The following is a 26,869-nucleotide window of genomic DNA, read 5'->3' on the forward strand; positions in this document are numbered from 1 at the left end:
GATGAAACGTCGCGAACACATTCGGAGACTCAGGTCATCGAGCTTGCGACGGGAGAGCGGGTGCGAATGCTCATTGAAGATATGCGGGCGCGATGGGCCCGAGGCGAGCGGCCCCTATGCGACGAGTATCTCAGTCGGCTGCCCGACCCGACCTTCAACGTCGACGCCACCCTCGACCTGATCTACTGCGAGTATTTGCTCCGACGAGAGTACGGCCTCGACGCGAACGCGGACTCCTTCGTTGTGAGGTTTCCAAAGTTTGAAAGCGCGATTCGACGGCAACTCGACCTGGAAAGCGCCTTCCAGGAGACGAGCACGAGCCCGGCGCCTGATCCCGCGTCCGCTCATCCGTTGCTGCGGGATCGGGTGCTGCCGGCACCACTCGGCCGTTATCTCGTCGTCGCACCGCTGGACGCTGGCGGTCAGGCGACGGTTTACCTCGGCCTCCATCCGACTCTCCGCAAGAACGTTCTCCTCAAGCTGTCGCGGCATGCCATCCGGTCAGGAATTGACAGTACCGATGGACTCCTGCAAGAGGGGCGGCTGCTGGCGACCCTGGAGCATGAAAACCTCGTCCGTGTGTACGATGTCGACGTGGTGGACGGCTACCCACTGGTCGTCATGGACTACGTGCCCGGGCAATCGTTGGACCAGTACTTCCGATCTCATCGCATCGCTCCCGATGCCGCCGCGAAGATCGTCCTGTCGGTTGCGCGGGCGGTCGACTACGTGCATCAGAAGAACCTGCTGCACCTCGACATCAAGCCGAAGAACATTATTGTCGACGAGTCCGGCGTGCCGCGTCTGATCGACTTTGGGCTGGCCCGACTTGTCGACGCCTGGAACCCATCGTCGGCGGACGATCGAGTCTCGGGAACGCTTCAATACATGCCTCCGGAGCAGATTCGGGGCGACTCCCAGAACGTCGGCCCGGCAACGGACGTTTTTGCGCTCGGCGGTGTGCTGTACTTCCTGCTGACCGGCAAGGCTCCTTATCCGGCTGGGTCGGTGAAGGAGTTGGTGTCGCTGGTGCAGGCTGGGAAGTGGGATGCGATCGCTCTGGCCGCCTCCCCCTCGCCGCGATTGCAGCGGGTCTGTCGCCGGGCCCTGGCGCCAGCGGTTGCGGACCGCTATGGATCAGTCGCAGAACTGGTGCGGGACCTTGAGCGGGCCGTCTCGACGCGGCGAATGGCTATCGTGGCCACGCTGTTGTCGCTTGGTGTTCTGCTCCTGCTCGGGATTGGGACGTGGGTCAATCTATCTGCACGCCCCCCGCGCGGAACCGGATCCGCGAACCGCGCGGTAGTGCCTGGGACTTCGGTTCCCAAGTTGGTCGTCACATCCTGGAACATGGGCCGATTTGAATCCCTCGAAGATCGCCTGCCTCTCTCAAACGGGGACGAGTTGCACTTGGAAGCCGTCATTCCCCCGGGAGTCCAGGCCGCCCTCATGCATCATGACATTGAAAACGGCTGGACGGAGCTTCGTCGATGGGAGGAGGCGAAGGACGAGCGAGTCGTTCATTACCCCGATGTGGAATCAACGACTCCTTTGGAAGGGGAGCCGGGCCCCCAGGTCATCCTGTTGGTCGCGGGTGAGGACGTGGCGAGCCTAGTGAATGTTCTGAACGAGCGGCAGGCGGACCTTCGGCAAGTATCCAATCTGTCGAGCTACTCGCTCGTTCACGTGGACAATGTTGAAGTGAAGGAGGAAGCCACCGGCAAGGGGTTGGGAGGACCGATTTCAAGGCGGGAGGTCGAGCGATCGATGCCGAGGGAGCTTGAGGCCGTTCAACGACAGATCCGCGGCAAGCAGGGAGCGGTCTCTGGCGTTGCCTTCTTCAAAGAGTGATGGGATGCCCGCGCGGAGAAAGCGAATCAGTCCGGTTAGGCGTCGTCACCAAGACTCCCCGGAGTTCTTTACTTCGAAGGAACGCGCTGCCAGCCACAACGGAGCCCTGACCGGGTATTGACCGATTGGCTCTGACCACCCCGCCACTGGCCGACCGACCGGCGGCTATTCTTTCTGGAACGCAACGCCAACAACGTGTCCTCGCGCCTTCTCCGCTTCCAGCGCCATCGCCCGCATGGCGTCCTCCAGGCGAGTTTCCGGAATGGGGCGATCGACGGGAACTCCGAATCCGCGGCCCCCGTGCTCCGTCCGGACCCCGGAGGAATCCACCTGGATGACCGCATAGGGCGAGATCGCATTGACCGTCATCACGGTCGAGCCGTGCTTCTTCAACGCTGCCACGAGAGACGAGGTCGTCGGCGCACAGCACAGAAGCAACAACTGCGGGCCCGGCCTTCCGGTCAAGGGGAGGTTCTGATCGCGGGCCGGGTAGTGAATCTCCCGACGCTCATCTGAATTCGGCCACTCCTCCAAGACTGTCCATCCATTGTCCAGATCGTGGTGCAACAGCACCGCCTCCTGGCCGCGGGGAACAGTCGCCTGCAGATGAAGTTCATCCCCATTCACCAGCGGAAGTCGTTCGTGAAGCGGCTCCAGATGGTCGTTGCTCCAGGCCGAGGCGAGCAGCCGTGGATGGGACAATCCTGCAGTCGGACCGTCCAATGCGGCTGGAACTGTCGGCCGACGAGGTCGTAGGAATACTGCCAGAATCAGACACGTCAGAACCATTACAGCGGTCACAACGATGGCGGTCCGCCGTCGCGAAACTGGAAGGAGACAGGCTTCTGCTCGCCTGGCGAACTCGCCCGCGGATGGGCAACGCCACCTGGGGTCAAACTGCAGCGCGCTGCGACACAACTGCTTCAAACGGCCGTCGTGGGGCGCATCTTTTAGCGCCTTACCGTTCCACCGAGCAAAGCGAACGAGCGGCATGATCTGCTCAACGGTCTCCGCGACATAAGGAGGCCGTAGCGTCATCATGAAGTAGAGAATTCCTCCAAGCGCGAAGATGTCGGACGGACGTCCAACGGCATCGCGATCTCCAATGACCTGCTCGGGCGACATGAACTGCAACGTGCCGGAAACCTCGTTGCTGTTGCTTTGCTGTGTCCAGGCGTCGATAAGGCGGGCGAGACCAAAATCGATGAGACGCGGCCGCCCATCCTCGTCGACGAGGACGTTCTTGGGCTTGATATCGAGATGCAGAAGATTCTTCTGGTGGATGTAGTCCACCGCATGCGCGAGTTCGCTGACGAGCTGAGCAATATCTTTGTCGGCCAGCGTGCGCCCGCGCACGTATTGGTCAAGCGACGGGGCGGAAACGTGCTGCATGACGACGATCGGGTATCCCTCGATGACGTCCACATCAAAGACCCGAACGAGATTCTCATGATTCAGGTTCGCAAGAAGTCTTCCCTCTCTGAGGAGCGCCTCGGCTTCCGCTTGCCGGTGCGCCATTCCATGTCGTCCCACTTTGATGACAACGTTCTGGTGTAACGTCGGATGCACTCCCAGGAAGACGTCGGCCTGTCCCCCGGAGTCCAAGCGGGAGATGACGGTGTAACGGCCGATCTGGGCCGGGAGCACTTTGTCTCTGAGGAGTGGATGGGACGACACTTCTCCCATCGGAGGCTTTGATGTCGTGGCGGAGGCCCGGTTCGAGGGGACTTCTGGTCCGAGCTTCTCTGCGAACACTGCCGCAAACTGCGGAAAGCGGTTGCAGAACGCCTCGCGACTTGCCGGAAGCCCGTAGCGTTGGCGCAGCAAGAACTCGCAGTGCATCAATTCAACCGCGTCACTGCCCTGCAGTGCCTGATCCCCAATCAGGCGAAAATAGGCTTCACACGTAGGGCGTTCACCTTGTGCCCAACGCCTCTGCATGTCATCGATTAGATGAGGCACCATTTTCGGGGCTTTCGCAGTCCTCGTTTCAATTTCAAGGCGACGTCCAACCGACATTCGAGGGGGACACTCATACGGCGTCGTACGTCAAACCTGCAGCAAGATTCCCAGGAATCCTGGTGAACTGCCCGCATCTCCCCCGAAGCCCATTTTAGCCGTACCGACGCTCTGCCACCGAGAATGACGGTCTCGATGATAGATGTCCATACTTTGGTCACTGGTTCCTGGGAAACGTTTGGACACGCAATTGCAGCAGGGGAACTGAGCTGGGAGAGGTCTTTCGATGCTTCGAGAAGGACTCCTGGCAACATGAAGAAGGAATGGCTCGGCGCTAACCCGCCTCCATCGAGACGCGGGGATCACGAAACTGAGTCAGTTGAATCCAACTGTCGGGAACGAGAAGGTGGCTTCCAACCAGCCTATGGCTCGCGCAAGCAAGTTTGTTGGGACACCCGCGTAATGTCGATCTGACATCGTCTTTGGCGCATGGTCGAGGAAGACTGCCTCGATGCCATTGAACTCAGCGTTGTCTCGCAGAAATGAGGCGCTCGTCTTCTTCAGGCTCTTGAAGTCCCCGGTTTGCCCGAGGGACTTCCGAAGGCGTTCGAAGGCGACGCGGATCGGATCCCGTCGAACGAGCTTGCCATTCCTGAGTTCCTCGCCTCGAAGAGTCTTCCCATTCGAGGAAAGCAGCAAATGGTTCGGATCGTCAGACCGTAGCTTCTTCAAGAGCATGAGCGTGATGCCCCACAGTTTGTACGTGACCGTGGGAACCCGCTCGAAGTGGATGGTCTTTCCTCGCTTGCGAGTCAGTGTTCCGGCGTCCCAATCGATGCTCTCAGGCTTGAGCGTGCTGATGTCGACCTGCGTCATTCCGCAATTCAGGGCCAGGAGGATGTAGAGCTTGAGGTCCTCGGGAGCCGCTGCGAACAGTTCTCGGATCTGTTCCACAAGGTAGGTCTTGATGACGGGCGGTTCCCGAGTGATCCGCAGAGCCCGGGACGTCAAGTTCTTCGGGAGCTGGGTAAGAACGTCTGTTTCGTGGAGCCAGCGGATGAACATCTTCGCCGTCTTGAAGATGTCCGCGGCATATGTCTTCGTGAAGCGTTTTCCTTCGCAGTCCTGCAGTAACGCCTGATGGAGATCATCGACATGCTTGCCCCCGACTGCCGAAGCATCAAGGCCTGGGCCGAGCTTTCTCTGCATGTACTGCAAGTGCCGGCGGATGTTGTCTGCAGCCGTGGGAGTGATCCCGGACTCACGCCGCTTGACGACGTATCGGTCGACGAATGCCTTCAAGGTGGACTCGCGAGGCGTCTCTTGCGAGGGTTGGACGCTGGCGGCGGAGAGGCGATCTTTCCAGATCACATTGCTGATGTACCTCTCGACAATTTGTTCCAGTTCCTCTTCCCGATCCTCGGCAACACCCAGTTCGTCAACGAGATCGACGGCGGCAGAGCGCGCAACCTTGGCCACATCGGACTGGGCGAGCGGTGCCTGGATTTGACCGATCCGCAATCCAAATCGACGAACTGGGTAGTCTGTCCGCCTGCTGACTCCCGGTGGCTTCCGGCTGTTCATTCGCCGATGGAGGTCATCGATCTTCGCCGCAGCGACGATCGCTGCCGATTGGTCTTCCACCGTCCGTGCGGCCAGAAGAACTCGCTCCCACTCCACGATGGCCCGTTCGTACTCCGCTCGGTGTGGTTTTTCAAATGCCACCTCAGCGTCAATCAGTAGCTTCTGACGCTCAAAGTCCGCCAGGGCCCTGGAATAGGCCTCCGCGTCAGACTTTCCATTCCCTCCATCGAAGTACAGGATCCGCCCCTTGTACATCTTCTTCCATCGCCCACGTCGCCCCGCTCCAGTCTGCCAAGTCAGCTTGAATCTCTTACGTGCCATCTCCCCGTGTTCTCCAGCGAGAACTGATACAAAACTCGGATACAATTCTTCGCGGGAAGTGCCAGATTCTGTATCAATGATCTCGCAATATGCGGGAGATTTGTGGATTTCGCACGCCGTTGGCGTGGCAGACCGTCCGATCAAGGAACCGGTTGCGCCGACTCCGCTCGAAGCTCCGTGATCGTCTCCCGCATGTCTTCCGGCAGCCGCGCCGTGAACTCCAGCCACAGGTTCGTGACCGGGTGGGCGAACGCGAGACGCCCGGCGTGCAGCGCGTGGCGGCGGATCGCGTAGCCGGTCTCGATCCCTTCATCCTCGGCCGCGTCTTCCTCTTCCTCGCTCATCGGCGGTTCCTTGAGCGGGCGGATGTGACCGTGCGGCAGGTAGAACTCGTCGCCGATCAGCGGGTGGCCGATGTGGGCGAAGTGCACCCGGATCTGGTGGTTCCGCCCCGTCAGCGGCGTCGCGGCCACCAGGGTGTGGCGGGCGTACTGTTCCAGGACCTCGTAATTCGTCTGGGACGGCCGGGCATCGAGGGCGTCGGCACGGCAGGACATGAGGACGCAGCGGCCGGTCGGGACCCGGCCGATCGGGAACTTGATCGAGCCCTTCCGCTCCTTGGGGCGGCCTTCGACGAGGGCGAGGTAGGTCTTGGAGACGCGGCCCGCTTCGAAGGCGGCGGCGAGCATGCGGTGGGAGTGGTGCTGGAGGGCGATGACCATGACGCCGCTGGTCTGGCGGTCGAGGCGATGCATGAGGCCGGGGCGGATGAGGCCGCGGGGTTGGAACCGCTGGTCGGCCCAGTGCTGGAGGATGTTGACGAGGGAGCCGTACTGGAACTCGCCGGTGGGATGGGCGATGACGCCGGCGGGTTTGTCGATGACGAGGATCCAGGGGTCTTCGTAGAGGATCCGGAGAGGCCCCGGGTGTCCTTCCATGACGCGGTCGGGGGGCTCGGCGAGGCGGATGGTGACGCGTTCGCCGGTGAAGACGCGGCGGGTCTGCTGGATGGGGGCGTGGTCGATCCAGGCGTTTCCTTCGCGAACCATGCGCTGGAGGCGCCACATGGTGTAGTTGCGAAGGTGGCGGGAGAGGAACGAGTCGATGCGGTCGCCGTCGGAGAATTCCTCGACGGTGAGTTCGATGCGGTCGGTATCGGAGGAGCCGGAGAGCATAGGGAGAAGATTCTATCGGTGAGTCTCTGCTCGAACACCGTCCCTGCCGGCACAGCGTGGCAGCTCAAACCCAACGTGCGACGGCACCTGGGGTCAAGGGGTTTCGACCCCTTGCCGCCGGAGGCACTTCCATGAGGAACCGTGGTACACAACGGATGTCCCCCTTGTGGGACCGGCGTTGAGGACTCCACGCTCGCTCTGGAATCCCGGCGGGTTGGTAAGGGGGCATATGGCACGGTTTCCGCGTTTGGACACTCTCTCCTTCAGACACCTCGCGACGGCTCAAGCCTCCGGCGGGCAAGGGGCATTCTGCCCCCTGCACCCCCTGACCAGGGTGCCCCTGGACCCCGGTCAACAATGCTGCCGATTTCGCTCACCTGCCAAACCGTTTACACTCACTCGACTCGACTCACTGCCGGTCCCGTGATTCATGCCCACCCCCAACGAATCCGCACCTGCCCCTGCACCCTCCGCCGCCGCATCCGCTGCGACGCCCTCCGTCCGCCGATCCGTCCTGATCGTCGAAGACGAGGCGATCATCCGGAAGACGCTGGCCGAATTCCTCACCGGCGAAGGATTTGACGTCGCCCAGGCCGGCTCCATGGCCGACGCCCTCCAGGTCGCCCGCACCCGCGACTTCAATGTCGCGATCTGCGACGTGCAGTTGCCCGACGGCGACGGCATCGTCCTCCAGCGGCGACTCCAGCAGATCAACCCCTCCGTCTTCGTCCTCATCATCACCGCCTACGCGACGGTCGAAAACGCCGTCGAGGCCTTCAAGGCCGGAGCCTTCGACTTCCTCGTCAAACCGGTCATCTACGAGGACCTCAACAACAAGCTCCGCCGCGTCTTCCAGTACCGCGACCTCTACCTCGAAAACCAGGCCCTCCGCCGCGAACTCGCCCAGCCACAGAAGTTCGACCAGATCGTCGGCTCCAGCAAACCGCTCCAGGAACTCCTGGCCACGATCAGCAAGATCGCTCCCACCCACTCCAACGTCCTCCTCGTCGGCGAAACCGGTACCGGCAAGGAACTCTTCGCCCGCGCCATCCACGCCGCCGGCCCCCGTAAGGACGAGAAGTTCCTGGCGGTGAACTGCGCCACGCGGCCGGTCGAGCAACTCGAAGCGGAACTGTTCGGCAGCGAGTCCACCGGACAGGCCCAGCTTGGCATCCTCCGGACCGCCGGGACCGGGACCGTCTTCCTCGACGAGATTTCCGAACTCCCGATGGGGACCCAGACGAAGCTGCTCCGGGCGATGGAGTACCAGGAGAGCATGCCGGTCGGCGGGACCGACACCTACGCCGTCACCTCCCGGATCATCGCCTCCTCCAGCCAGGACCTCCTCAAGCTCGTCGGCGAACAGAGTTTCCAGGAGGACCTCTTCTACCGCCTCGACGGAATGAAGCTCCGCATTCCCCCCCTGCGGGAACGGCTCGACGACATTCCGGAGCTCGTCGACCACTTCGTCGGCCGACACTCGCGGGCGATGCGGAAGCGGGTCACGAGCGCCAACAGCGAGACGATCCGCCTCCTGATGGCGGCCCAGTGGAAGGGGAACGTCCGCCAGCTCGACAACGCGATCGAGCGGGCGGTCATCATGTGCGACAAGACGTCGATCGAGCCCGACGACCTGCCGCCCGACCTCCTCGGCGTCGGCCAGCCCCTCCCCGACACCGACGACCTCCGCTCCGCTCTGCGGCACTACGAGCGGCTGCACATCATGCGGGTCCTCCGGCAGTGCCCGGACAAGCGGGAGGCCGCCAAACGCCTTCGCCTGGGGCTTTCGAGCCTGTACCGCAAGATCGAAGAGCTCGACATTGAAACGTGAACAGAGGGGGACAGGCTTAAGGCGGAAGGCTGAAGGTAGAGAGCAGCCATGACGTCTCCGGCCGCTCTCCTTGCCCCGAACTTGTCCAACTTCCCACTCAAAGCGGAAACCGAAGCAGACGCCCCTCTCTTTCCCCTCTACCTTCGGCCTTAAGTCTTCCGCCTTCAGCCTTCAGCCTCCTCCTCCATGTCCACGACCACTGAGAACTTCTCCCGCGCCACGCCGCTTTCCGCCATTCCGCGCGGGAAGGTGATCGTCGTCATGCCCGCCTACAACGCGGCGACGACCGTGAAGGCGACCGTCGAGGACCTGCCGCCGGACGCCGTCGACGAGATCATCCTGGTCGACGACTGCAGCAAGGACAACACGGTCGAAGTCGCCCAGGGGCTGGGCCTGACGGTGATCCGCCACGAGTCCAACCAGGGCTACGGCGGGAACCAGAAGACCTGCTACACGCGGGCCCTGGAGTCCGGCGCGGACTACGTCGTGATGATCCACCCGGACTACCAGTACGACGCGCGGGCGGTCGGCGTGGCGGTCGACATCATGCGGCTGGGGACGTGCGACGTGGTCCTCGGCTCGCGGATCCGCACCCGTCGCGAGGCCCTGGCCGGGGGGATGCCGATGTGGAAGTACATCGCCAACCGCCTCCTGACGCTGACCGAGAACCTCGCCCTGGGGCAGAACCTGGGGGACTTTCACAGCGGGTTCCGGGCCTATCGCCGGGAAGTGCTGGAGCGGATTCCCTGGCAGAACAACACGAACGACTTTGCCTTCGACAGCCAGTTCCTGGCGCAGTCGGTCTACTTCGGCTTCAAGCTGGGCGACATCCCGGTCCCGGTCCGGTACTTCGATCAGGCGTCGAGTATCAACTTCCGGCGGTGCATCACCTACGGGAACACGACGCTTCTGATTTTGGTGCAGTTCTGGCTCCAGAAGCTGGGCCTGGCCCGGTTCAAGATCTTCCAGAAGCGCGAGGGCTGAGCGGTTGTGGACGGACCGCCCCGGCGAAGGGGGTCAGCGAGCATTCCGAACGCTGAAGGCGTTGAACACCTTAGCCTGGGGCAACGCCCCAGGTATGGTAAAGGCGAGCGAGCCCAAGCCCTGAAGGGGCGCAACAACGACCGGGATTGTTGCGCCCCTTCAGGGCTTGTCGACTGATGTGCGCCACGAACCTGGGGCGTTGCCCCAGGCTGAGGTTGTTTCACGCCGTTGGCGTGGTGCGATTCGAACCTGAAAACGAACAAGGCGGCCGGTTATTCCAACCGGCCGCCTTGTTAATGCAATCCCACCAATCACTTAGAGTGAATCAGGCCTGTTCGCTGCTCGAACCGGAGACGACCGGTTCCGACTTCGGGGGTTCGAACTTGGGGGCGGAGACGATCGGCTCTTCGTCGATCGCTTCCGGGCGGCGGACGTTGGTGGAGCGGTTGCTGGAGGAGCTGGAGCTTCCGCTGCCGCGGATCTCGTCTTCCACGCCGGCCAGTCCCTTCTTGAATTCAACGATTCCCTTGCCGAGGCTCTTGGCCACTTCCGGCAGCCGCTTGCCGAACAGCAGGAGGGCGATCATCCCCAGGATCATGAGTTCCCAGGGGTTGGCGTTGCCGAAGATGAAGCCGAGGGTCGTGAGGCCGGAAGTGAATTCCGTGAACATGGGACGTTCCTTTGCGGGAGATGGCCGGTCGGCAGAGTGGGCGACGGACCAAGGTGGGAGTGGCGCGGCGATGCGATGAGGGCATCAACCCGACGAGGGACCGCGGAGCACCGGATGGAGGGTCCCCACTTCACGACCCGCAGGCGGCAGGTTCTTCAAGCGGAGTTCATCCCGAATTCTACCCCCGCGGCGGTGTGTGTCAACGCGATCTCGGGCGGCGGCGTCCGTTCGCCGCAACCGCCGCTTACACTGATCCGCGCCACCCCCTACACTTCCCTTGGAATCGCCCGCTTCGATCCCCCTCCGCCTTTTCCGGTCCCGTCCGCACGGGCGTGTCCGTCAAAATCACTGCAATGAGCGAACCCCGCAAACCTGGCCGCATCCTGATCGCTGACGACAACCAGCAGAATCGGGATTTGCTTGAAGCCTACCTGGCGCCGGAGGGGCATCACATCCTGATGGCGGTGGACGGGAAGCAGACGCTGGAAGTGGCCCAGGCGGACGAGCCGGACCTGATTCTGCTCGACATCATGATGCCGAAGCTGAGCGGTTACGAAGTCTGTGAGCAGTTGAAGCGGGAAGAGGGGACGCGGGACATCCCGGTGCTGATGGTGACGGCCCTGCGGGAGATGGGTGATATTGAGAAGGCGGTCGCGGCGGGCGCGGACGACTTTCTCACGAAGCCGGTGCATCGGTTGGAGTTGCTGACGCGAGTCCGGTCGTTGATCCGGGTTCGGCATTTGAAGAATGAGCGGGACCGGCTGTTGGCGTATCTGAATGAAGTGGATGCGTCTTTCGCTCGGGACCGGGCGGTGAAGTAGTGGAGAGAGGCCGAAGACTTAAGGCGGAAGGCTGAAGGTAGAGAGGCCAGAGCCGACTTCGGTCTTTCGGACACTTTTCCCGGCGGGCGGGTTTTCTTTGCGTGCGCCGACATCATTCGCCCACCGGGTCCAGGGGCACCCTGGTGGGGAGTGCAGAGGGGCAACGCCCCGGAGGCTTGGCCGTCGAAAACTATCTGAAGGAGCCCGTGTCCAAACGCGGACAGCGTGCCGGACGTCCCCTCGCCAACCCGCGGGGAGTTCAGAGCGAACGGCGAGTCCTCGATGCCGGTTCCACAAAGGGGACATCCGTTGTTTACGACGGTTCCTCATGGAAGCGCCTCCGGCGGCAAGGGGGTGAGACCCCCTTGACCCCAGGCTGCCGTCGCACAATGGGTTTGCGCTAGCGACGCTGTGCCGGCAAGAACGATGTTCGAGCCACTCTACACAATCTCGACCACGATCGCCGTCGCGTTGTCCCGCCCCGACTCCGCGACCGCTTCCCGAACAATCTTGTTCGCCGACGGCACCCCGCCTTCGTCCCGAACCGGGAGACGCAACAGATCTTCGAGAGCGTGGTCCCACAGGCCGTCGGTCACACCATCGGTGCACAGCAGCAATCGGTCCCCCCGGTCACAGCGGATCTCTCCAATGTGCGGCTTCACGAACTGATTCCCCGACCCCAGCGACTGCGACAGGACGTTCTTCCGCGGATGGTTCCGCGCTTCCCGCTCATTGATCTGCCCGGATCGCCGCAGCCAGCCGACGTGCGTGTGGTCCTCGGAGAGCTGCTGCATCTTCCCCCCCTTGGGCAGAAAGTAGATGCGGCTGTCGCCAATGTGGCCGTAGTAGCACACCCCCTGGATGTACCAGACCATGCTCAGCGTCGCCCCCATGTTCCGGCCTTCGTCGTACGACTCGCCGAGGGTCGTGAGCTGGAAGTGGATGCCGAGGAACAGGTCTTCGAGAAGCGTCCGGATCTCACCGGGGTTGTGGGCATCGGACATCCGGAACCGCCGTGGCATGAGGCGGGTGATGTTGTCGACGGCGAACTTGCTGGCGAACTCACCGGAGAGCTCCCCCCCCATCCCGTCGCTGACGGCGAAGACGTAGTCGAAGTCCTCGACGTGGACGTCCCCCTCGCGTGGGAGGTAGGTGAATTCCTCGGTGTTGAAGGCGACGAGGAGGAGCTGGTCCTCGTTGTTGGGGCGGAAGCGGCCGCGGTCGGTGGTGCCGGACCAGCGGAGCTTGAGGGAGTCCGATTCGGCCCCGGAGGCGCTGGGGACGCCGCGGAGGTCGAAGGGGTGTTCGCCCGCTTCGGCATCGGGTTCGAGGATGGTAGCGAACTCGAAGTCGATGATGCAGAACTGGCCGTCTTGGGCGCGGTAGGTGATGTTGCGGAGGAACGCGTCTTCGTGGCGGACGCCGTATTTCTCCAGTTCGGCGTAGAGCGACTTCATCTTTTCGTCGCTCATCTGTTCGACGCGGGCGCCGGCGTTGGTGGTGATGAGCTCGAGGGTTTCGGTGTCGTAGCCGAGGACGCGGGGGACGAAGTCACAGCCGCGTCGTTCGAGGTATTTGAGGACGCGGAGTTCGTTGTCGAACCGTTCGCGGCCGTTGGAGGCGCGGAAGAACTTGTGGACGCGTCCGTCGTAGCCGATGCGGACGAGGGCGCGGGCGGTGTTTTTGGCTTCGTGCACGTGGGGAATCCGTCGTGTCGCGGAGTGAGCGGCGGGGGTGGGAATTCTAGTGATTCAGCGACAGGGAAATGAGCGATCCACGGAAAACCGAACCAGACTCACCGGGTCCAGGGGCACCCTGGTGGGGGATGCAAGGGGGCGAAGCCCTCTTGCCCGCCGGAGGCCTGGCCGTCGGAAGATATCTGAAGGAGCGCGTGTCCAAACGCGGACAGCGTGTCGTATGCCCCCCCCCACTAACCCGCGGGGATTCCAGAGCGAGCGGTGAGTCCTCAACGCCGGTCCCACAAAGCGGACACCCGTTGCGGTAGTGCCCGATTGCTTGGAATTGCGGCCCGAAGGGTCATCCGTTCTTCCAGCCAGGGCCATCGGCCCTGGCGGTGCCGACAAGAGAAGTTGACGGCCCAACGGGCCAACCGTTCGGTTCGGAGTGGTGAAGGCAAACCGTCAGTTTGCCCGAACGGAATGGCCGGCCTTTCAGGCCTGTCGTTCTTTTGTTTCGGGTTGAGTCCAGGGCCGGTGGCCCTAGCTGGGCGAATGCCTGGCCCTTTGGGCCGAAGAGTCTCGCGTCTTCAGAAGTCGATCGTTCGGAGACAACGATGCGCGACACCTCGCGCTGCCCTTATCTCGAAGACCGACTTTCCCACGCCGCCGGTTTCGCCGCCGCGAAAATGATCCCACCCGCCTTCAAACTCCTGTGCAGCGGCGTCAGCCACAGCCGCTGCCGCCACGCCAGCCCCGCCTCCAGACAGGCGTCGTGCAACTCCCCCTCCGTGTACGTCCGGCACTTCCACGCCCGGCTCACGATCGCCCCGCTCAGGCAGTCCTCCGTCGCCAACACCAGCAAGGTTCCCCCCGGCTGAAGCACCCGGCGAAGTTCCTGGAAGGCGGGGACCGGATCCTTCTGGTACTCCAGCACCCAGCCGCATGTAATGGCGTCAAAGCTGTTGTCGGGGAACGGAAGCCGGACGAGATCGGCTGTGACATAGTGCGGCCGGGAACTCCGGACATTCGTCCGCGCCCGGGCCAGCATCGGCGCAGACAGGTCGGTGGCGACGATCGAAGCCTCTGGATCCGCGCGCTCCACAAGATGCCGCAGGATCTGCCCCGCGCCGGAACCGATGTCGAGAAGGGACCGCCGCCCCCGCAGGTCGAACTGCCGCGTCTCGAACAGCCGGCCGACGAGCGGCTCGTGGAGCGAGAGCAGGCTCCCCAGCCGGAGAATCGCCCCCGCGGGACCGTCGTAGCAGTGCCGGACCGCGTCCCGGTACGCCTCGCAGCTCCACTCCCGCATCCCCTGGAACTCAATCAGGCGGTTCAACACCCCGCGGCGCGGAGCGGTCCCGCGGGAAAGAGGGAGATCGAGACGCGAGGAAACCATTGCGAGCGGCTCCAACAGGTGACGGTCGGCTTCGGCACCGACCTCAACGCCGTTTGGCAAACACAGTGCCGCTGTCGGGCGATCGCTGCGGTTTCGTCGAAACGATTTCGCGGAAACATTACAGTTTTGCAATCTCCGGCAGGCGTGGCCGGCGGTCAAAACGCGATGGTCGCCGTCGCGGGGAACCGGGGGCGGGAACTGGTTGTTCCGGCGTCAGCCTGCTTCGACGACCGCCACTTTTTGTGCCAGTGACACGGTTTCCAACGCGGCAGCCCGGTTCGTCACCGTGTGTGAGTTCCGTCCGGTTGATAGGATGACGATGGAGCCGGAGCGGCGGCCTTCGCCCCCCTCTCCATCCTCCGAACTCTGAGGATCGACGAATGCCCTCCAAAGTCACCCGTCTCGCCGCCGCACTCCTCCTGGCCCTGGGGGGGACTGTCGTCGCCTCCGCCCAGGAGACGACCCCGCCGAAGACCGAGGCCGCCCCGCCGGCCGGGACCGCCCCGAAGACCGAGGCTCCCGCGTCCGATAGCCAGCCGGTCCCGCTGAACAAGCAGGGGACGGTCCTCCTCGACAAGGCGGCCGGGAAGCTGATCCTCAAGGGGCGGGTCTGCCTCAAGGAGGGGCTCCTCGAGATGCTGGTCTGCAAGGCGAACACGAAGGAGCACGAGTCGATCTTCGCCGTCGATTCCGAGGCGTTCGTGATCCACGGCGGACTCCTGGCCCTGGGAGCCAAGACCGGAAAGCCGGTCCAGTTCCAGCCCGAGTACCGCGCCCCGGAAGGACAGGCGATCGAGATCACGGCGTCGTGGACGAACGCCGAAGGGAAGCGGGAAAGCTGGAAGGGACAGCAGCTCGTCCGGCACGCGCTGAACCGCTACTTCATCAGCAAGATCGACAAGGTCCCGGACGGACTCACGCTCGACCGGTTCGATGAGCTGCGTTACGACGACATGACGAAAGAGCTGATCTGGTACGGCCAGATGAGTGACAAGCAGCGAGACACCTGGCTGGCGAAGTCGGCCGACCCCAAGTGGAAGGCAGCGATCCAGGGCTTCTACGACCGGACCCGCACCAAGGAGCTGGAGGCGAACTTCGTCTTCACCGGCAGCGTCTTCGACCGTCTGCCGGACGGCACGCAGTACTACCTCGCCGAGGCGGGGAACGTGATCTGCGTGGCGAATTTCGGCGACGCGATGATCGACATCGCGATGAAGAGCAGCGCCTCGAACGACGCCGGCCTCGAGTTCGAGCCCTACACCGAGCGTCTTCCCAAGACCGGCACGGAAGTCACGCTTGAACTCAAGCCGATCCTCAAGCCGGAGGCCAAGGGGACGGACAAGCCCGCCGACAAGTAGCCGCGTCGCCGGCTCGTCTTCCCGTCTCGAGTCCCTCGTCCCCAGACCCCAGCCCCTCCCCCATGGCCCACGCCTACACCCCGGGATTGCAGGTGGCCGAACGGATGCGGTTTCGTACCCGCCGCTCGCTCCCCATCGCGGGGGAGGTCCTGGTCCGGGAGGGGGCTCGCGTCCAGGCGCGGGACGTCGTGGCCGCGACGACCCTCCCCGGCGAGATCCAGGTCGTCAACGTCGCCCATCAGCTCGGGGTCTCGGCGGGGGATGTGCCGAAGTGCATGGTCCGCCGCGTCGGCGAGGCCGTGACGGAGTCGGCTGGCGAGAACGGGGAGACCACGGGCCTCGTGCTGGCGCGGTCCGCCGGGATGTTCGGCTGGTTCCCAAGAGAGGCGTCGGCCAAGGAGCCGGGGACCATCGAGTCGATCTCGAACGTCACAGGACAGGTCCTCCTCCGCGGAGCCCCGATCCCCGTCCAGGTCCGGGCCTATGCCACGGGAGAGGTCGTCGAGGTCCTTCCCGGCGAAGGTGTCGTAGTCGAAGCCCCGGTGACCTTCGTGCAGGGGATCTTCGGCGTCGGCGGCGAGGCCTACGGGACGATCCGCACCGTGACCGCCACGCCCGCCGAGCCGCTCGTCCCTGGCCTGCTGCGGCCCGAGCATAAGGGGGCGATCCTCGTCGCCGGCGGACGGATTCACGGCGATGCGGTCCGGCGGGCGATCGAGCTTGGTGTCTCGGCCCTCATTGGAGGAGGGATCGACGATCAGGATCTGCGGACGATCCTGGGTTGCGACCTGGGGGTGGCGATCACCGGGACCGAACGGATCGGGATCACGCTGATCGTGACCGAAGGGTTCGGCGACATCGCAATGGCGGACCGGACCTTCGCGCTGCTCAAGGCCCGCGACGGAGCGGAAGCGGCGGTCAACGGGGCGACGCAGATCCGGGCGGGCGTCCTGCGGCCGGAGATCGTGATCCCGTGGCCGGAGGAGTCGATCGCGGCTCCCGAGGGCTCGCAGTACGGCGGCGGGGTGCTGGCGGTCGGTTCGGCCGTGCGGATCATCCGCGACCCGCACTTCGGCGTCCTGGGAGAAGTGACTCGCCTTCCGCATGAGCCGCATGTGCTTCAGACCGGCTCCAAGGCCCGCGTCCTGCATGTCCGGAGCCGCGACGGCCGGGAGCTGGTGATTCCGCGGGCCAATGTGGAGATCGTCGGTGTCTAGCACCCGCCTCATCAAAGCGAGCAGCGCCGTGCTCCCGTGGGCATCCTCTCTGTGTTCCTCTGTACCCTCTGTGTTTTCCTCTTCCTTCCACCGGAAGAGTTTGGAAACACAGAGGACACGGAGAGGCACGGAGGAAAGAGGAGGGCGTGCTTTTGTGACGGCGTTGCTGGTGCTGGTCGCCACTCTGTTCGGGGTATCCGCATCGTCCGCCGCCCCGGTTCCCCCTCCGGAGTGGCTGGTCGTCGAGGACCGTCCCTGGGATGACGGGACCAGCCTCGACATCCGGTTTCCCCTCGCGAAGGAGGACACCGATCCGGCGAATCCCGTCCGCTACCAGGTCCAGATGTCGGGGGAATACCTCGGCCTCTACGCGGACCTGATCCAGGTCACGGCCACGCCCGAGCAGCGGCGCCGCAACGAGATCACGGCTCGCGCCTCCGAGCTCAACATCGGCGAGCCGTACTGGTTCCGGATCCGGACGGTCGATGCCGCCGGAGCCCGCTCGGCGTTCGTCGAGACCGGCCTCGACGGGGTCCGCCCCCGGCGGCAGTGGTTCGACGGCCGGCGGTTCTGGCTGCTCACGATCTCGCTCCTGATCTGCGGCGCGGTCATCTGGTACATCATCCGCTCGCGCCTCGGCGCGCGGTACACGATCCGGCGGATCGCCGGCCTCGACGCCATGGAGGATGCCGTCGGCCGCGCGACCGAAATGGGGCGGGCCTGCCTCTTCGTCCCCGGCGTCAATGACATCAACGAGATCCAGACGATCGCCGGGCTGACGATCCTGGGCCGCATCGGCGAGCGGGCGGCGGACTATGACTGTCCGATCGACGTGCCGACCAGCCGCTCGCTCGTGATGACCGCGGCCCGCGAGACGCTGGCGGCCGCCTACTCGAAGGCGGGCCACCCGGAAGCGTACCGCGAGGACGCCGCCTACTACGTCACCGACGAACAGTTCGGCTACGTGGCGCACCTCACGGGGAAGATGGTCCGGGAGAAACCGGCCGCCTGCTTTTACATGGGCTCGTTCTTCGCGGAGTCGCTGATCCTGGCCGAGACCGGCAACGCCATCGGTGCCATCCAGATCGCCGGCACGGCCCAGCCGGCGCAGCTCCCGTTCTTCGTCGCGGCGTGCGACTACACGCTGATCGGCGAAGAGTTTTTCGCGGCCAGCGCCTACCTCTCGGGCGACCCCGACCAGCTCGGGACGCTCAAGGGGCAGGACTTCGGCAAGTTCTTCGTGGCGGTCGTCGTCGCCGTCGGCGTGCTTCTCAGCCTCGTCGCGGCAGCCACCGGCAGCCAGTCGCTGAAGGCGGCGACCGCGTACCTGCGGAACTCGGTGCTCGGCGAGTAGGTCTTCGCCTGTGTGCCGGCGACGACCGGCGGCCTACTTCTTCGCGACGTCGGGAAAGCCGCTCCACAGGACGGTCCCGTCCGGCGCGGTCACGCGGAGTTTTCGCCAGCGGACGGCGGAGTTCCAGGTGACGAGCGCGATTCGCCCCTTGAGCCGCGTCGTCTCGGTGAAGCGGATCGGCGGGAGGTCGTCGAGGCGGCACTCGATCTCCATGCCCCGCACGCGGACATGGACCCGCTGCCACTGATTGTGCTGGTGCCGCCGGCCCTGCAGAGGGGCGTCGCGGCTCCAGTGTCCGCCGACCACCCGGACCGCTTCATCGAAGCTCCCTCCGTACGACCCGATGTTGAACGAGAGATAGTTGAGAGGTGAACTCGCCCGGAAGTGCAGGATTCCCCCCTGGGCATCCGGCAGGCCCGGATGCGACAGACATTCGACCGTGACGTCGTAATCGGTCCATTCCGGGTCGCCGAAGTACAGCTCGAAGTTCCCCGGTTCCGCCTGGACGAACTCGTCTCCCTCCCGGAGCCACCGGCCCCCTTTGACGATCTCATAGACCGGAGGCTTGGCCGCCGGCGCGGGAGGGTGTGGCGTTTCGGGACTGGAACTCACCTCTCGGGGGTGGGGCCCTCGCGCCCACTGTGTCACTCCGAATGCGAGAGTGGCGAGGCCAAGGAACGCAGCGACGGTGATCGGCCACTCTCGGCGTCGTATGGGCGTTCGCTCCGGTGCGGGAGACGCGGCAGCTTGATCGACGACGGTCGGAGTGAGGCTCTCGTCAACGGGCTTCCCGCCGACGTCGCAAGGGCGTCCCTGCTGCCAGTCGACGAGGCACCGCTCCAGGATCTGTGCCACCTCGCGGGCCGAGGCGTAACGGTCCTCCGGGGACTTGGCGTGCAGCCGGGTGATGATCGCCTGGAACCAGGCGGGCGTCTCCGGAATGAGGTCGCTGATCGGACGCGGCTCGTCGTGAACCACCTTGAACAGGATTCGGACCGCATTCGTGTCTCGAAACGGAGCGCGGCCGGTGTAGAGGCAGTAGAGCACGCTCCCCAGGCTGAAGAGGTCGGACCGCGCGTCGAGCCCGAGCCCCTGCGCCTGTTCCGGCGACATGAAGTTCGGCGTCCCGGAGATGAGGGCGGTGCGGGTGACGCTCGTGTCGTTGAGCGAGCGGGCGAGGCCGAAGTCGGTGATCCGGACCCGGTCGAGTCCTTCCTCCAGGAGGATGTTGCCCGGTTTGATGTCGCGGTGGATGAGCCCCCGCTCGTGCGCCGCCGCCAGCCCGCGGGCGATCTGGGCTCCGACGACGAGGAGTTCGCGAAGGGGCAGGGGGCCGGTGGCGTCGAGCCGCTGCTGGAGCGTCGGTCCGGCGACGTACTCCATGACGAGGAACGGCAGCGGCGTCTCCTCGACGGCGTAGAGCGTGACGATGTTGTCGTGGCGGACCGCGGCGGCCGCGCGGGCTTCCCGGAGGAATCGTTTGCGGGCGGGGGAGGTCGTGGTCAGTTCCGGCCGCATGACCTTGATGGCGACCAGCCGGTGGAGCTTCTCGTCCTGAGCGAGGAGGACGATGCCGCAGCCGCCTCGTCCGAGGATCTGCCGGATGTCGTAGGAGCCGAGTCGGCCGAGGGAGCCGGGCTCGATCGGCGGCGCGAGGAACGAGAGGTCGATCGGTTCGTCGGCCTCGTCGACTTCGGTGTCGGGAAGCAGGTCGGGCTCGACGGCGTCGGTGCGGTGGGGATCGTCGCCGGGCGGCCGGTGGCGCTCGGTCGTGTCAGAGGAATCCGCGTTGTCCGACATGGGGCCCTTTTCTGGCCGCACGAGGTGTGGGTGCGGCTCCGCCATCCTATGTCAGGACGCCGTGCCGGCAACAGCGCGGCGCCTTGCCGGCACGACGTCCATAGCTCAAACCCAACGTGCCACGGCAGACTGGGGTCAAGGGGGTCTCACCCCCTTGCCGCCGGAGGCGCTTCCATGAGGAACCGTGGCAAGCAACGGACGTCCGCTTTGTGGAGCCGGCGTCGAGGACTCACCACTCGCTCCGGAATCCCCGCGAGTTGGTTTGGGGGGCATACGGCACGTTGTCCGCGCCTGGACACGCACTCCTTCCGACAGTGTCCGGCGAGCCAAGCCTCCGGCGGGCATGAGGGCTTCGCCCCCCTGCACCCCCCACCAGGGGTGGCCCCCTGGACCCCGGTTGTGGATGGGATGGCTACTGCGCGGGCTTCGGCGCGAGATGCTCTTCAAAGAACTTGTACGCCACCTCACGCACTGCCGGCGGAAAATCGTGCGCACAGTCCGGATACTCCGCCCGCAGATTCCCTTCCGCACCCAGCAGCTTGTAGATCGGCGCCGCGGCCGCCACGCAGTCCCGGACTCCACTGACTTCAAAATTACTGTCATGCAGCGGCGAACACGCCAGGAACGGCCGCGGAGCAAAACTGGCCACAATCTCCGGGAAGTCGAACGGGACCTCATCCGCGTTGTTGTGGTACTCCTTCGCGATCAGCGGCATGTACCGGGCACTCGTCCAGCCAGCCAGCTTCCCCTCGTAATACTTGTGAAACCGCGTGAACCCGCAGCTCGAGACCATCACCTTGATCCGCGGATCAAACGCGGCGGTGAACATCGTGTTGTGCCCGCCCAGCGAATGCCCGATGCAGCCGATCCGCTCGCCATCGACGCGCGGGAGGGACTGCGTCAGCAGGTCGACGGCGCGGAGGTTGTCCACAATCGCCTTCATCGTGCCGCTGACGTAGCCGTCTTCCGGCGGGAACTCGTACTTGTACTCCCCAAAGCTCGGATAATCGGGCGCGAGGGTCACGAAGCCCCGCTGAGCCAGTTCGAGCGCGTAGTGCAGGTTCGGATTGCCGGCGAGCAGCGACGGCTCGTCCTTCCCGATCCCGGTCGTCTGGTGCAGGCAGAGGATTCCGGCCCGCTTGTCCTCCGCCGGCTTCTCCGGGTCCTTGCCCGGCGTGTAGGGAGGGAAAAAGAGCCACGCCCGCACCTTGCGCTGGAAGGTGTCGGTGTGGTACTGGATCTTGTTCCGCTTCACGCCCCCTTCCAGCTCAGCCCGCTCCAGGACCTCCAGGAGCGGCGGCGAGAACTTCGACCGGTCCGGTAGCGGCCCCATCGCACGCTCCATCCCCTTCAGAATCTCCTGCCGGCGAGCCTCCCACTGCTCGCGGGTCGTGATCGGCTGCCGCCGTCCTGAGTCGTCGACGAAGTCGGACGGAGTCTGGTGAAGACCGAGCGGGATATCGCTGGTCTGGGCGGCCGCCTTCGAGGCCGGAAGAGCCAGGAGCGCGGCGCCGAACGCCACGGAGAACACGACTCGCAGAAGAGGCATGGTGACCCTTTGGCCCGGCCTTCCGGAGCGGGGGGAAGGGGGTGAGAGCGAGGGAGGGGAAGGGGATCGAAAACGGTGTGCGGTGAGGTGGCCGGGGAGCGAATCAGTTGAGCGCGTCGAGTCCGTCCATCAGGGAGTCGAGTTCGTCCTTCTCGCGGGCCGGTTTCTGTTCCTGCCGCTTCTTGAGCCCGACCGCCGCCCCGACGGCGTCCCGGCCGTCCTTGAGGAGCTCGGCGTCGCGCTCGGCGACCGCCATGTCGAGCGCGTTGCCGTCGCCGCCGCCGAACAGTTTCGAGAGGTCGATCTTGAGTCCCGCGACTTCACCGTCGGCTCCGGCGATTCCGGGGGACTTGTGCTGCGGAAAGATGATGGCGTTCGCCGGACAGACACGGCTGCAGGCGGGGCAGCCCTTTTTGCAGTTGTCCTGCGCCTCGACGAGGATCCGGTCGAGGGTGTCGACGCCGTAGACGCCGAACAGGCAGAAATCGATGCACTCCATGCAGTTCGTGCAGCGGGAGTAGTCGATGACCGGGTACCACCGCCGCTTCACGGGATCGACGAGGAGCGCCGCTTGGCCGTTCGCGTCTGTGCCGCTTGAGACCTGAGCGGCCGCGGGTTCCGGCGTGCCCGGGAGAGTGACGATCGGCAGCGGGTTGAGGAACCGCTCGGTCTGGGCCGGCGTGGGGGAGCCGCCGATCCAGCTCATCAGGTCGACCGTCTCGGTCGTCTGCTCGCGGGCGATGCGGCGGACTTCTTCGAGGAACGGTTCGGCGCGGTTCCGGATCCGGAGGTCGAGGCAGTAGATGAAGCGTTTGGGGACGTCGGTCGAGCCGATCCCTTGAGCAGCGGCGTTCTGTTCTTCCTCTTCGTCGGTCTCTTTGAGGAGGACGGTCCCTTCGCGGCCGCGGACTCCCTGGCGGTCGAGGGTCCAGTGGGCGGCCCGGGGGTAGAGCCACGAGAGGACGATGATGGGACCGGAGAGTTTGCGGAGGTGGAGCAGGCCGGTGTGGTCGGCCGCCATGTCGTAGAGGTGGGGGACGATGGAGACGTCGAGTCCCGGCTCCATGATGAGCCGGGCGGCGAGGTCTTCCTCGAGCCCTTTTTTGGCGGGGTTGAGGCTTTGCCCCTGGGCGATGACGACGTGGATTTTCCGGGGGGCCATGAACTCACGACTTGGTGTGGCGGCGAATTCCTTCGCGTAAAAAGCATTACGGGCGATTGGTAGGAGAAATGCAAGTGGTCGACCCGCGTCCTGGCCGGCCCGGCTCCCATTGCTCAAACCCAACGTGCGACGGCGAGCCGGGGTCAAGGGGGCCACGCCCCCTTGCCGCCGGAGGCACTTCCATGAGGAACCGTGGTAAGTAACGGGCGACCGCTTTGTGGAACCGGCGTTGAGGACTCACCGCTGGCCCTGGATTCCCCGCGGGTTGGTTTGGGGGGCATACGGCACGGTGTCCGCGTTTGGACACGATCTCCTTCAGACATCTCTCGACGGCCGGGCCTCCGGCGGGCAAAGGGGCGTTGCCCCTCTGCACTCCCCACCAGGGGTGGCCCCCTGGACCCCGGTTCTTTAATGACCTGTCAAACTGGGAGGATGCGCGAAGCTCTGACGGTTCCGCAAAGTTCCCTTGAGACCCAACCGCCCACCCGCCGAATCCACCGGTACGCTTTGCGCGGCGCTGACCAGGACGGTCCGCCGCAGTCTCAGGGAGGAGTGCGGCGCATGTCGGCCACGGTTTCCGGTCAGATCCCGTCTCGACTTCTGCAGTCCCTCGTCGGACCTGCCGCCAACTCCAAAGGGGCCATCCTCGATGTCGGCTGCGGCGACGGAAACGTCGTCCGCGGACTCCGCGACATCGGCTGCACCGCCCAGGGGATCGATGACACCCTCCCCCGCGCCGGCGATGGCCTCGTCCAGGGCTCCCTCTCCGGCAACGTCCCGTTCGTCGTCCACGCCTTCGACGCCATCCTCGTCCGCGGCATGAAGGTCTATTCCGGCCCGCTCACCGGTCCGGAAGTCTTCACCGCCACCGCCAACCTGCTGTCGTGTCTCAAGCCGAGCGGCCGTCTCGTCCTGTTTGAGCCCCAGGGCTTCACGACGCCGGGCTCGATCGACGCTGGCCGTCTGAACGCGTGGCGCGAGCACCTCTCGCAGTTCCCCGGCCGCTGCGATATCTCGCAGTTTGCCGATGGTCTCGGCTTCCTTCTCAGTCTTAAGTGGCTGATGGGCGAGAAGAAGATTGCGGCCACGATTGTCTCGATGACGGTTCCCTCCCCCGCTCTCAGCCGGCTGGAGTGGCATCGTGTTGTGCGGGACATTCTGCTGGGCAAGAAGAAGCGCGGCGCCGCCTGATTGGGGAGAGGCCGGAGGCTTAAGGCGGAAGGTAGAGGGGACGGTCCTCGAAGGTGACCGCCCCAGGAGCCAGGTCCAGGGGGACCCTGGTCAGGGGGGTGCAGGGGGGCAGAATGCCCCTTTGCCCGCCGGAGGCCTGGCCGTCGAGAGATGTCTGCAGGAGGGCGTGTCCAAGCGCGGACACCGTGTCGTATGCCCCCACATCAACTCGCGGCGATTCCAGGGCGAGCGATGAGGTGTAAGGGAGCTCCCATCCCAGGAAGTCCCTCAGGGACGGCCGAAAATAGCCCACCCTTTCAAGGGTGGGGCCCGGCTCCGCAGCCCGACAGCGCAGTCCCGACAGGGACGAAAGAGACAATCGAGGTGCCGCGGACCGTTGTGTTCTTCCGTCCCTACCGGGACTCGATTGAAATGCCGTCGCGTCCCCCCCCCCGTTGAAACGGGGGCTACTTTCTGTCGTCCCTGCCGGGACTATTCTGCAGCGCTGCTCTGATCTGTGTGCATCTGTGTTTATCTGTGGCTCAATTCCTTCGGAGAGCCAGGTTGAGCGCGGGATCAGGGCGCTGACGCCCCCCGCTCGACTCTCTTGTTCGAGCTGCGCCGGCAAGCCTTCTCCCGGCCATCGGTGAACTCACCCCAGGTTAGCCAGATCCTTCAGCAGCGCCTCGCGATCCCCCTCCGCAGGCACCGCCGTGGCCAGCTCTTTCGCCCGCTCCAGATGCCGCCGCCCTGCCTCGACATTCCCGAGCGCAAACTCCGCCCTCGCCAGCGCCTCATGGGCATAGCCCGCATAAAACGGCTCGTCCGCCGGCGTGATGTCGAGACAAAGCTGCCCGTACCGCCGGGCATTCTCCGCCTGCCCGACAACGACATACGCCCGCGATGCCTGCCAGTAGCCGATCGACCGACTGAGATCCGTCACATCCGGCCGCTGCGACCAGTGCCACATCGAGGCATGCACCAGATCGATCAGCGCCAGATCGTAGGCCGCCGTCCGATCGGCCAGGTCCATCAGATCCCAGGCCCGGTTGAAACAGTCCGCCGCGAAAAACCGATGCGCGGGGGCGGGGTCGAACGCGGACTTGTCGGACATGACTCCTCCACTTCGCTGGCAAACGAATCCCGAAGGCACGCCTCTCAACCGACCTCTGACTGATCACGGAAAACTGACGACTGAAAACTCCACCCTCACTTGGCCGGAATATCGATCTTGATCCGCAGGTCGCGGAGCTGCTTGAAATCGACAACGCTCGGGGCGCCGCTCATCGCGTCCGCCGCCTTCTGCGTCTTCGGGAACGCGATCACGTCCCGGATGTTCTCACCACCCGTGAACAGCATCACCCACCGGTCGAGACCAAGGGCCACGCCGGCGTGCGGCGGGGCCCCGTACCGGAGCGCGTCGAGGAAGAACCCGAAGCGGGCCTCGGCTTCTTCGGCCTTGATGTTCAGCAGTTCGAAGATCCGGGCCTGGGTCTTGGAGTCGTGCACGCGGACGCTGCCGCTCGCCGCCTCGTAACCGTTGCAGACGAGGTCGTACGAGTTCGCCCGCACGCGGCCCGGGTCGGTCTGCAGGTACTCAGCGTCCTCCGGATGGATCGCGCAGAACGGATGGTGCTCCGCGTCCCATTTGTTCTCTTCGGCGTTCCAGGTGAACATCGGGAAGTCGATGACCCAGAAGGTCTGCATCGACCGCGGATCGTACAGCTCCAGCTCCCGGCCGAGCTTGTTGCGGATCGCCGAGAGAGCGGCGCTCGTCACCTTGAAGGTGTCCGCCACGAACAGCAGCAGGTCGCCGTCCTGGCCTTCGAACTTCTGAACGATCGCCCGCTGCTGGTCCTCGGTGAAGAACTTGGCGATGGACGATTCCAGCTTCCCGCCGGCGACCTTGAAGTAGGCGACACCCTTCGCGCCGTACTCGGCGACGAGGCCCTTCATGTCGACGTCGAGCATCTTGCGGCTGTACTTCTCCGCTGCCCCCTTGGCGTTGATCCCGCGGACGCGGTTGCCAGCGGCGACCGTCTGCTTGAAGACGCCGAAGTCGCACTCCGCCGCGATCTCGCCGATGTCGACGATCGGCAGGCCGAACCGCAGGTCCGGCTTGTCGCTGCCGTACTTCTCCATGCATTCCTGGTAGGTGTATCGCTTCAGCGGCAGCTCGATCTTCTCGTTGCGGAGCTGGTTCGTCATCTCGGCCACGAGACCGTCGATCGCGTTGAGGATGTCGTCCCGCTCGACGAACGCCATCTCGACGTCGATCTGCGTGAACTCCGGCTGCCGGTCGGCCCGGAGGTCTTCGTCGCGGAAGCAGCGGGCAATCTGAAAGTAGCGGTCGAGACCGCCGACCATCAGGAGCTGCTTGTAGAGCTGCGGCGACTGCGGCAGGGCGTAGAAGTGCCCTTCATGGACGCGGCTCGGGACGAGGTAATCGCGGGCTCCTTCCGGCGTACTCTTGCCGAGCATCGGGGTCTCGATCTCGAGGAACCCGAGCCGGTCGAAGTATTGCCGGACCGCCATCGTGAGCTTGTGGCGGAGGATGAGGTTCTGCTGGAGGGCGGGCCGCCGCAGGTCGATGTAGCGATGCTCCAGCCGGATCTCCTCGTTCGGGATCGACTGCCCTTCGGGCTCAAACGGCGGCGTCTTGCTCTTGTTGAGGAGCGAAAACTCGTTGACGAGAAGCTCGACTTCGCCCGTCGAGAGCTTGGGGTTCGCAAGCCCCTCGGGCCGCTGGACCACCTTGCCGCTCACCTGCACGACGTCCTCGTGCCGCAGGTGACGGGCCTGCTGCTGGATCTCCGACGAGTCCGCGAGGTCGAACTTGATCTGGGTCTTGCCGTAACGATCCCGGAGGTCGATGAAGACGATGCCGGCGTGGTCGCGGTATTTGTCCACCCAGCCGCAGAGCGTCACCGTCTGGCCGGCGTGAAAGGGTCGCAGTTCACCGCAGGTATGTGTCCGAAGCACGGCTAT

General features: G+C 64.6%; 19 protein-coding genes. 8 read left to right on the plus strand and 11 right to left on the minus strand.

The genetic code is table 11. The annotated features are described in order from the left end of the window. Window positions 1-66: 66 nt before the first annotated feature. A complete protein-coding gene (locus VT03_RS19825; protein ID WP_197489015.1) occupies window positions 67-1,851 on the plus strand; it encodes a serine/threonine protein kinase in 1,785 nt (594 codons plus the stop codon). A gap of 165 nt (window positions 1,852-2,016) precedes the next feature. Here VT03_RS19825 and VT03_RS19830 read toward each other — a convergent pair whose 3' ends face one another. The 3 genes from VT03_RS19830 to VT03_RS19840 all read right to left on the minus strand — a co-directional run bounded on the left by VT03_RS19830 (window position 2,017) and on the right by VT03_RS19840 (window position 6,890). Beyond that, window positions 2,017-3,870, minus strand: a complete 1,854-nt coding sequence (locus VT03_RS19830; protein ID WP_082846370.1) for a serine/threonine protein kinase — start codon at window positions 3,868-3,870, stop codon at window positions 2,017-2,019. A gap of 315 nt (window positions 3,871-4,185) precedes the next feature. Further along, the gene (locus VT03_RS19835) at window positions 4,186-5,649 is read right to left on the minus strand and encodes a hypothetical protein (protein ID WP_075094593.1); all 1,464 of its coding nucleotides are present in this window, start codon (window positions 5,647-5,649) and stop codon (window positions 4,186-4,188) included. Between the two features lie 206 nt (window positions 5,650-5,855). Beyond that, window positions 5,856-6,890, minus strand: coding sequence for an RluA family pseudouridine synthase (locus VT03_RS19840; protein ID WP_075094594.1), 1,035 nt, complete (start codon window positions 6,888-6,890; stop codon window positions 5,856-5,858). Window positions 6,891-7,320: 430 nt separating this feature from the next. On the opposite strand from VT03_RS19840, the gene VT03_RS19845 reads away from it, so the two are divergent. Both VT03_RS19845 and VT03_RS19850 read left to right on the plus strand, forming a co-directional pair. Continuing rightward, window positions 7,321-8,721 (plus strand): sigma-54-dependent transcriptional regulator, encoded by a 1,401-nt coding sequence (locus VT03_RS19845; protein ID WP_082846371.1) that lies wholly within the window; start codon window positions 7,321-7,323, stop codon window positions 8,719-8,721. Between the two features lie 186 nt (window positions 8,722-8,907). After that, on the plus strand, window positions 8,908-9,705 hold the full coding sequence (locus VT03_RS19850; protein WP_231870483.1) for a glycosyltransferase family 2 protein: 798 nt from the start codon (window positions 8,908-8,910) through the stop codon (window positions 9,703-9,705). Window positions 9,706-10,030: 325 nt separating this feature from the next. Here VT03_RS19850 and VT03_RS19855 read toward each other — a convergent pair whose 3' ends face one another. Further along, window positions 10,031-10,375 carry a twin-arginine translocase TatA/TatE family subunit gene (locus VT03_RS19855; RefSeq protein WP_075094595.1) on the minus strand — a complete coding sequence of 115 codons (345 nt, stop codon included), beginning with the start codon at window positions 10,373-10,375 and terminating at the stop codon, window positions 10,031-10,033. Between the two features lie 353 nt (window positions 10,376-10,728). On the opposite strand from VT03_RS19855, the gene VT03_RS19860 reads away from it, so the two are divergent. Continuing rightward, window positions 10,729-11,196, plus strand: coding sequence for a response regulator (locus tag VT03_RS19860; RefSeq protein WP_075094596.1), 468 nt, complete (start codon window positions 10,729-10,731; stop codon window positions 11,194-11,196). Between the two features lie 440 nt (window positions 11,197-11,636). Here the strand turns inward: VT03_RS19860 and VT03_RS19865 are convergent, their stop codons facing one another. Continuing rightward, on the minus strand, window positions 11,637-12,893 hold the full coding sequence (locus VT03_RS19865) for a protein phosphatase 2C domain-containing protein (RefSeq protein ID WP_197489016.1): 1,257 nt from the start codon (window positions 12,891-12,893) through the stop codon (window positions 11,637-11,639). Window positions 12,894-13,512: 619 nt separating this feature from the next. Then, window positions 13,513-14,271, minus strand: coding sequence for a class I SAM-dependent methyltransferase (locus tag VT03_RS19870; RefSeq protein ID WP_156514632.1), 759 nt, complete (start codon window positions 14,269-14,271; stop codon window positions 13,513-13,515). Window positions 14,272-14,651: 380 nt separating this feature from the next. Between VT03_RS19870 and VT03_RS19875 the strand changes: the two genes are divergently transcribed. The 3 genes from VT03_RS19875 (at window position 14,652) to VT03_RS19885 (ending at window position 18,200) form a co-directional block, all read left to right on the plus strand. Further along, window positions 14,652-15,629, plus strand: coding sequence for a YdjY domain-containing protein (locus tag VT03_RS19875; RefSeq protein ID WP_075094598.1), 978 nt, complete (start codon window positions 14,652-14,654; stop codon window positions 15,627-15,629). A 104-nt stretch (window positions 15,630-15,733) separates the two neighbouring features. Continuing rightward, window positions 15,734-16,846: a hypothetical protein gene (locus VT03_RS19880; RefSeq protein WP_231870484.1), complete on the plus strand. Its 1,113-nt coding sequence runs from the start codon at window positions 15,734-15,736 to the stop codon at window positions 16,844-16,846. A gap of 154 nt (window positions 16,847-17,000) precedes the next feature. After that, complete coding sequence (locus tag VT03_RS19885) at window positions 17,001-18,200, plus strand: DUF6754 domain-containing protein (RefSeq protein WP_156514633.1); 1,200 nt, start codon at window positions 17,001-17,003, stop codon at window positions 18,198-18,200. Window positions 18,201-18,233: 33 nt separating this feature from the next. Here the strand turns inward: VT03_RS19885 and VT03_RS19890 are convergent, their stop codons facing one another. The 3 genes from VT03_RS19890 to VT03_RS19900 form a co-directional block, all read right to left on the minus strand. Beyond that, window positions 18,234-20,000, minus strand: coding sequence for a protein kinase domain-containing protein (locus VT03_RS19890; protein WP_075094601.1), 1,767 nt, complete (start codon window positions 19,998-20,000; stop codon window positions 18,234-18,236). Window positions 20,001-20,412: 412 nt separating this feature from the next. After that, window positions 20,413-21,549, minus strand: a complete 1,137-nt coding sequence (locus VT03_RS19895; protein ID WP_082846373.1) for an alpha/beta hydrolase family protein — start codon at window positions 21,547-21,549, stop codon at window positions 20,413-20,415. Window positions 21,550-21,652: 103 nt separating this feature from the next. After that, the gene (locus VT03_RS19900) at window positions 21,653-22,711 is read right to left on the minus strand and encodes an ATP-binding protein (RefSeq protein WP_075094602.1); all 1,059 of its coding nucleotides are present in this window, start codon (window positions 22,709-22,711) and stop codon (window positions 21,653-21,655) included. A 561-nt stretch (window positions 22,712-23,272) separates the two neighbouring features. Here VT03_RS19900 and VT03_RS19905 point away from each other — a divergent pair. Next, window positions 23,273-23,902, plus strand: a complete 630-nt coding sequence (locus VT03_RS19905; RefSeq protein WP_075094603.1) for a class I SAM-dependent methyltransferase — start codon at window positions 23,273-23,275, stop codon at window positions 23,900-23,902. Between the two features lie 631 nt (window positions 23,903-24,533). Here the strand turns inward: VT03_RS19905 and VT03_RS19915 are convergent. Both VT03_RS19915 and aspS read right to left on the minus strand, forming a co-directional pair. Further along, window positions 24,534-24,995, minus strand: a complete 462-nt coding sequence (locus VT03_RS19915; RefSeq protein ID WP_075094605.1) for a hypothetical protein — start codon at window positions 24,993-24,995, stop codon at window positions 24,534-24,536. A 95-nt stretch (window positions 24,996-25,090) separates the two neighbouring features. Next, window positions 25,091-26,863, minus strand: coding sequence for an aspartate--tRNA ligase (gene aspS, locus VT03_RS19920; protein ID WP_075094606.1), 1,773 nt, complete (start codon window positions 26,861-26,863; stop codon window positions 25,091-25,093). Between the last annotated feature and the right edge of the window lie 6 nt (window positions 26,864-26,869).

The organism is Planctomyces sp. SH-PL14, from assembly GCF_001610835.1.
Taxonomy (GTDB): domain Bacteria; phylum Planctomycetota; class Planctomycetia; order Planctomycetales; family Planctomycetaceae; genus Planctomyces_A.

Excerpts from the sequence above, each read along its gene's own strand:
- VT03_RS19825 (WP_197489015.1), top strand. The coding sequence starts at position 67 with ATGCTCATTGAAGATATGCGGGCGCGATGGGCCCGAGGCGAGCGGCCC.
- VT03_RS19830 (WP_082846370.1), bottom strand. The coding sequence starts at position 3,870 with ATGTCGGTTGGACGTCGCCTTGAAATTGAAACGAGGACTGCGAAAGCC.
- VT03_RS19835 (WP_075094593.1), bottom strand. The coding sequence starts at position 5,649 with ATGTACAAGGGGCGGATCCTGTACTTCGATGGAGGGAATGGAAAGTCT.
- VT03_RS19840 (WP_075094594.1), bottom strand. The coding sequence starts at position 6,890 with ATGCTCTCCGGCTCCTCCGATACCGACCGCATCGAACTCACCGTCGAG.
- VT03_RS19845 (WP_082846371.1), top strand. The coding sequence starts at position 7,321 with ATGCCCACCCCCAACGAATCCGCACCTGCCCCTGCACCCTCCGCCGCC.
- VT03_RS19850 (WP_231870483.1), top strand. The coding sequence starts at position 8,908 with ATGTCCACGACCACTGAGAACTTCTCCCGCGCCACGCCGCTTTCCGCC.
- VT03_RS19855 (WP_075094595.1), bottom strand. The coding sequence starts at position 10,375 with ATGTTCACGGAATTCACTTCCGGCCTCACGACCCTCGGCTTCATCTTC.
- VT03_RS19860 (WP_075094596.1), top strand. The coding sequence starts at position 10,729 with ATGAGCGAACCCCGCAAACCTGGCCGCATCCTGATCGCTGACGACAAC.
- VT03_RS19870 (WP_156514632.1), bottom strand. The coding sequence starts at position 14,271 with ATGGTTTCCTCGCGTCTCGATCTCCCTCTTTCCCGCGGGACCGCTCCG.
- VT03_RS19875 (WP_075094598.1), top strand. The coding sequence starts at position 14,652 with ATGCCCTCCAAAGTCACCCGTCTCGCCGCCGCACTCCTCCTGGCCCTG.
- VT03_RS19880 (WP_231870484.1), top strand. The coding sequence starts at position 15,734 with ATGCGGTTTCGTACCCGCCGCTCGCTCCCCATCGCGGGGGAGGTCCTG.
- VT03_RS19890 (WP_075094601.1), bottom strand. The coding sequence starts at position 20,000 with ATGTCGGACAACGCGGATTCCTCTGACACGACCGAGCGCCACCGGCCG.
- VT03_RS19895 (WP_082846373.1), bottom strand. The coding sequence starts at position 21,549 with ATGCCTCTTCTGCGAGTCGTGTTCTCCGTGGCGTTCGGCGCCGCGCTC.
- VT03_RS19900 (WP_075094602.1), bottom strand. The coding sequence starts at position 22,711 with ATGGCCCCCCGGAAAATCCACGTCGTCATCGCCCAGGGGCAAAGCCTC.
- VT03_RS19905 (WP_075094603.1), top strand. The coding sequence starts at position 23,273 with ATGTCGGCCACGGTTTCCGGTCAGATCCCGTCTCGACTTCTGCAGTCC.
- VT03_RS19915 (WP_075094605.1), bottom strand. The coding sequence starts at position 24,995 with ATGTCCGACAAGTCCGCGTTCGACCCCGCCCCCGCGCATCGGTTTTTC.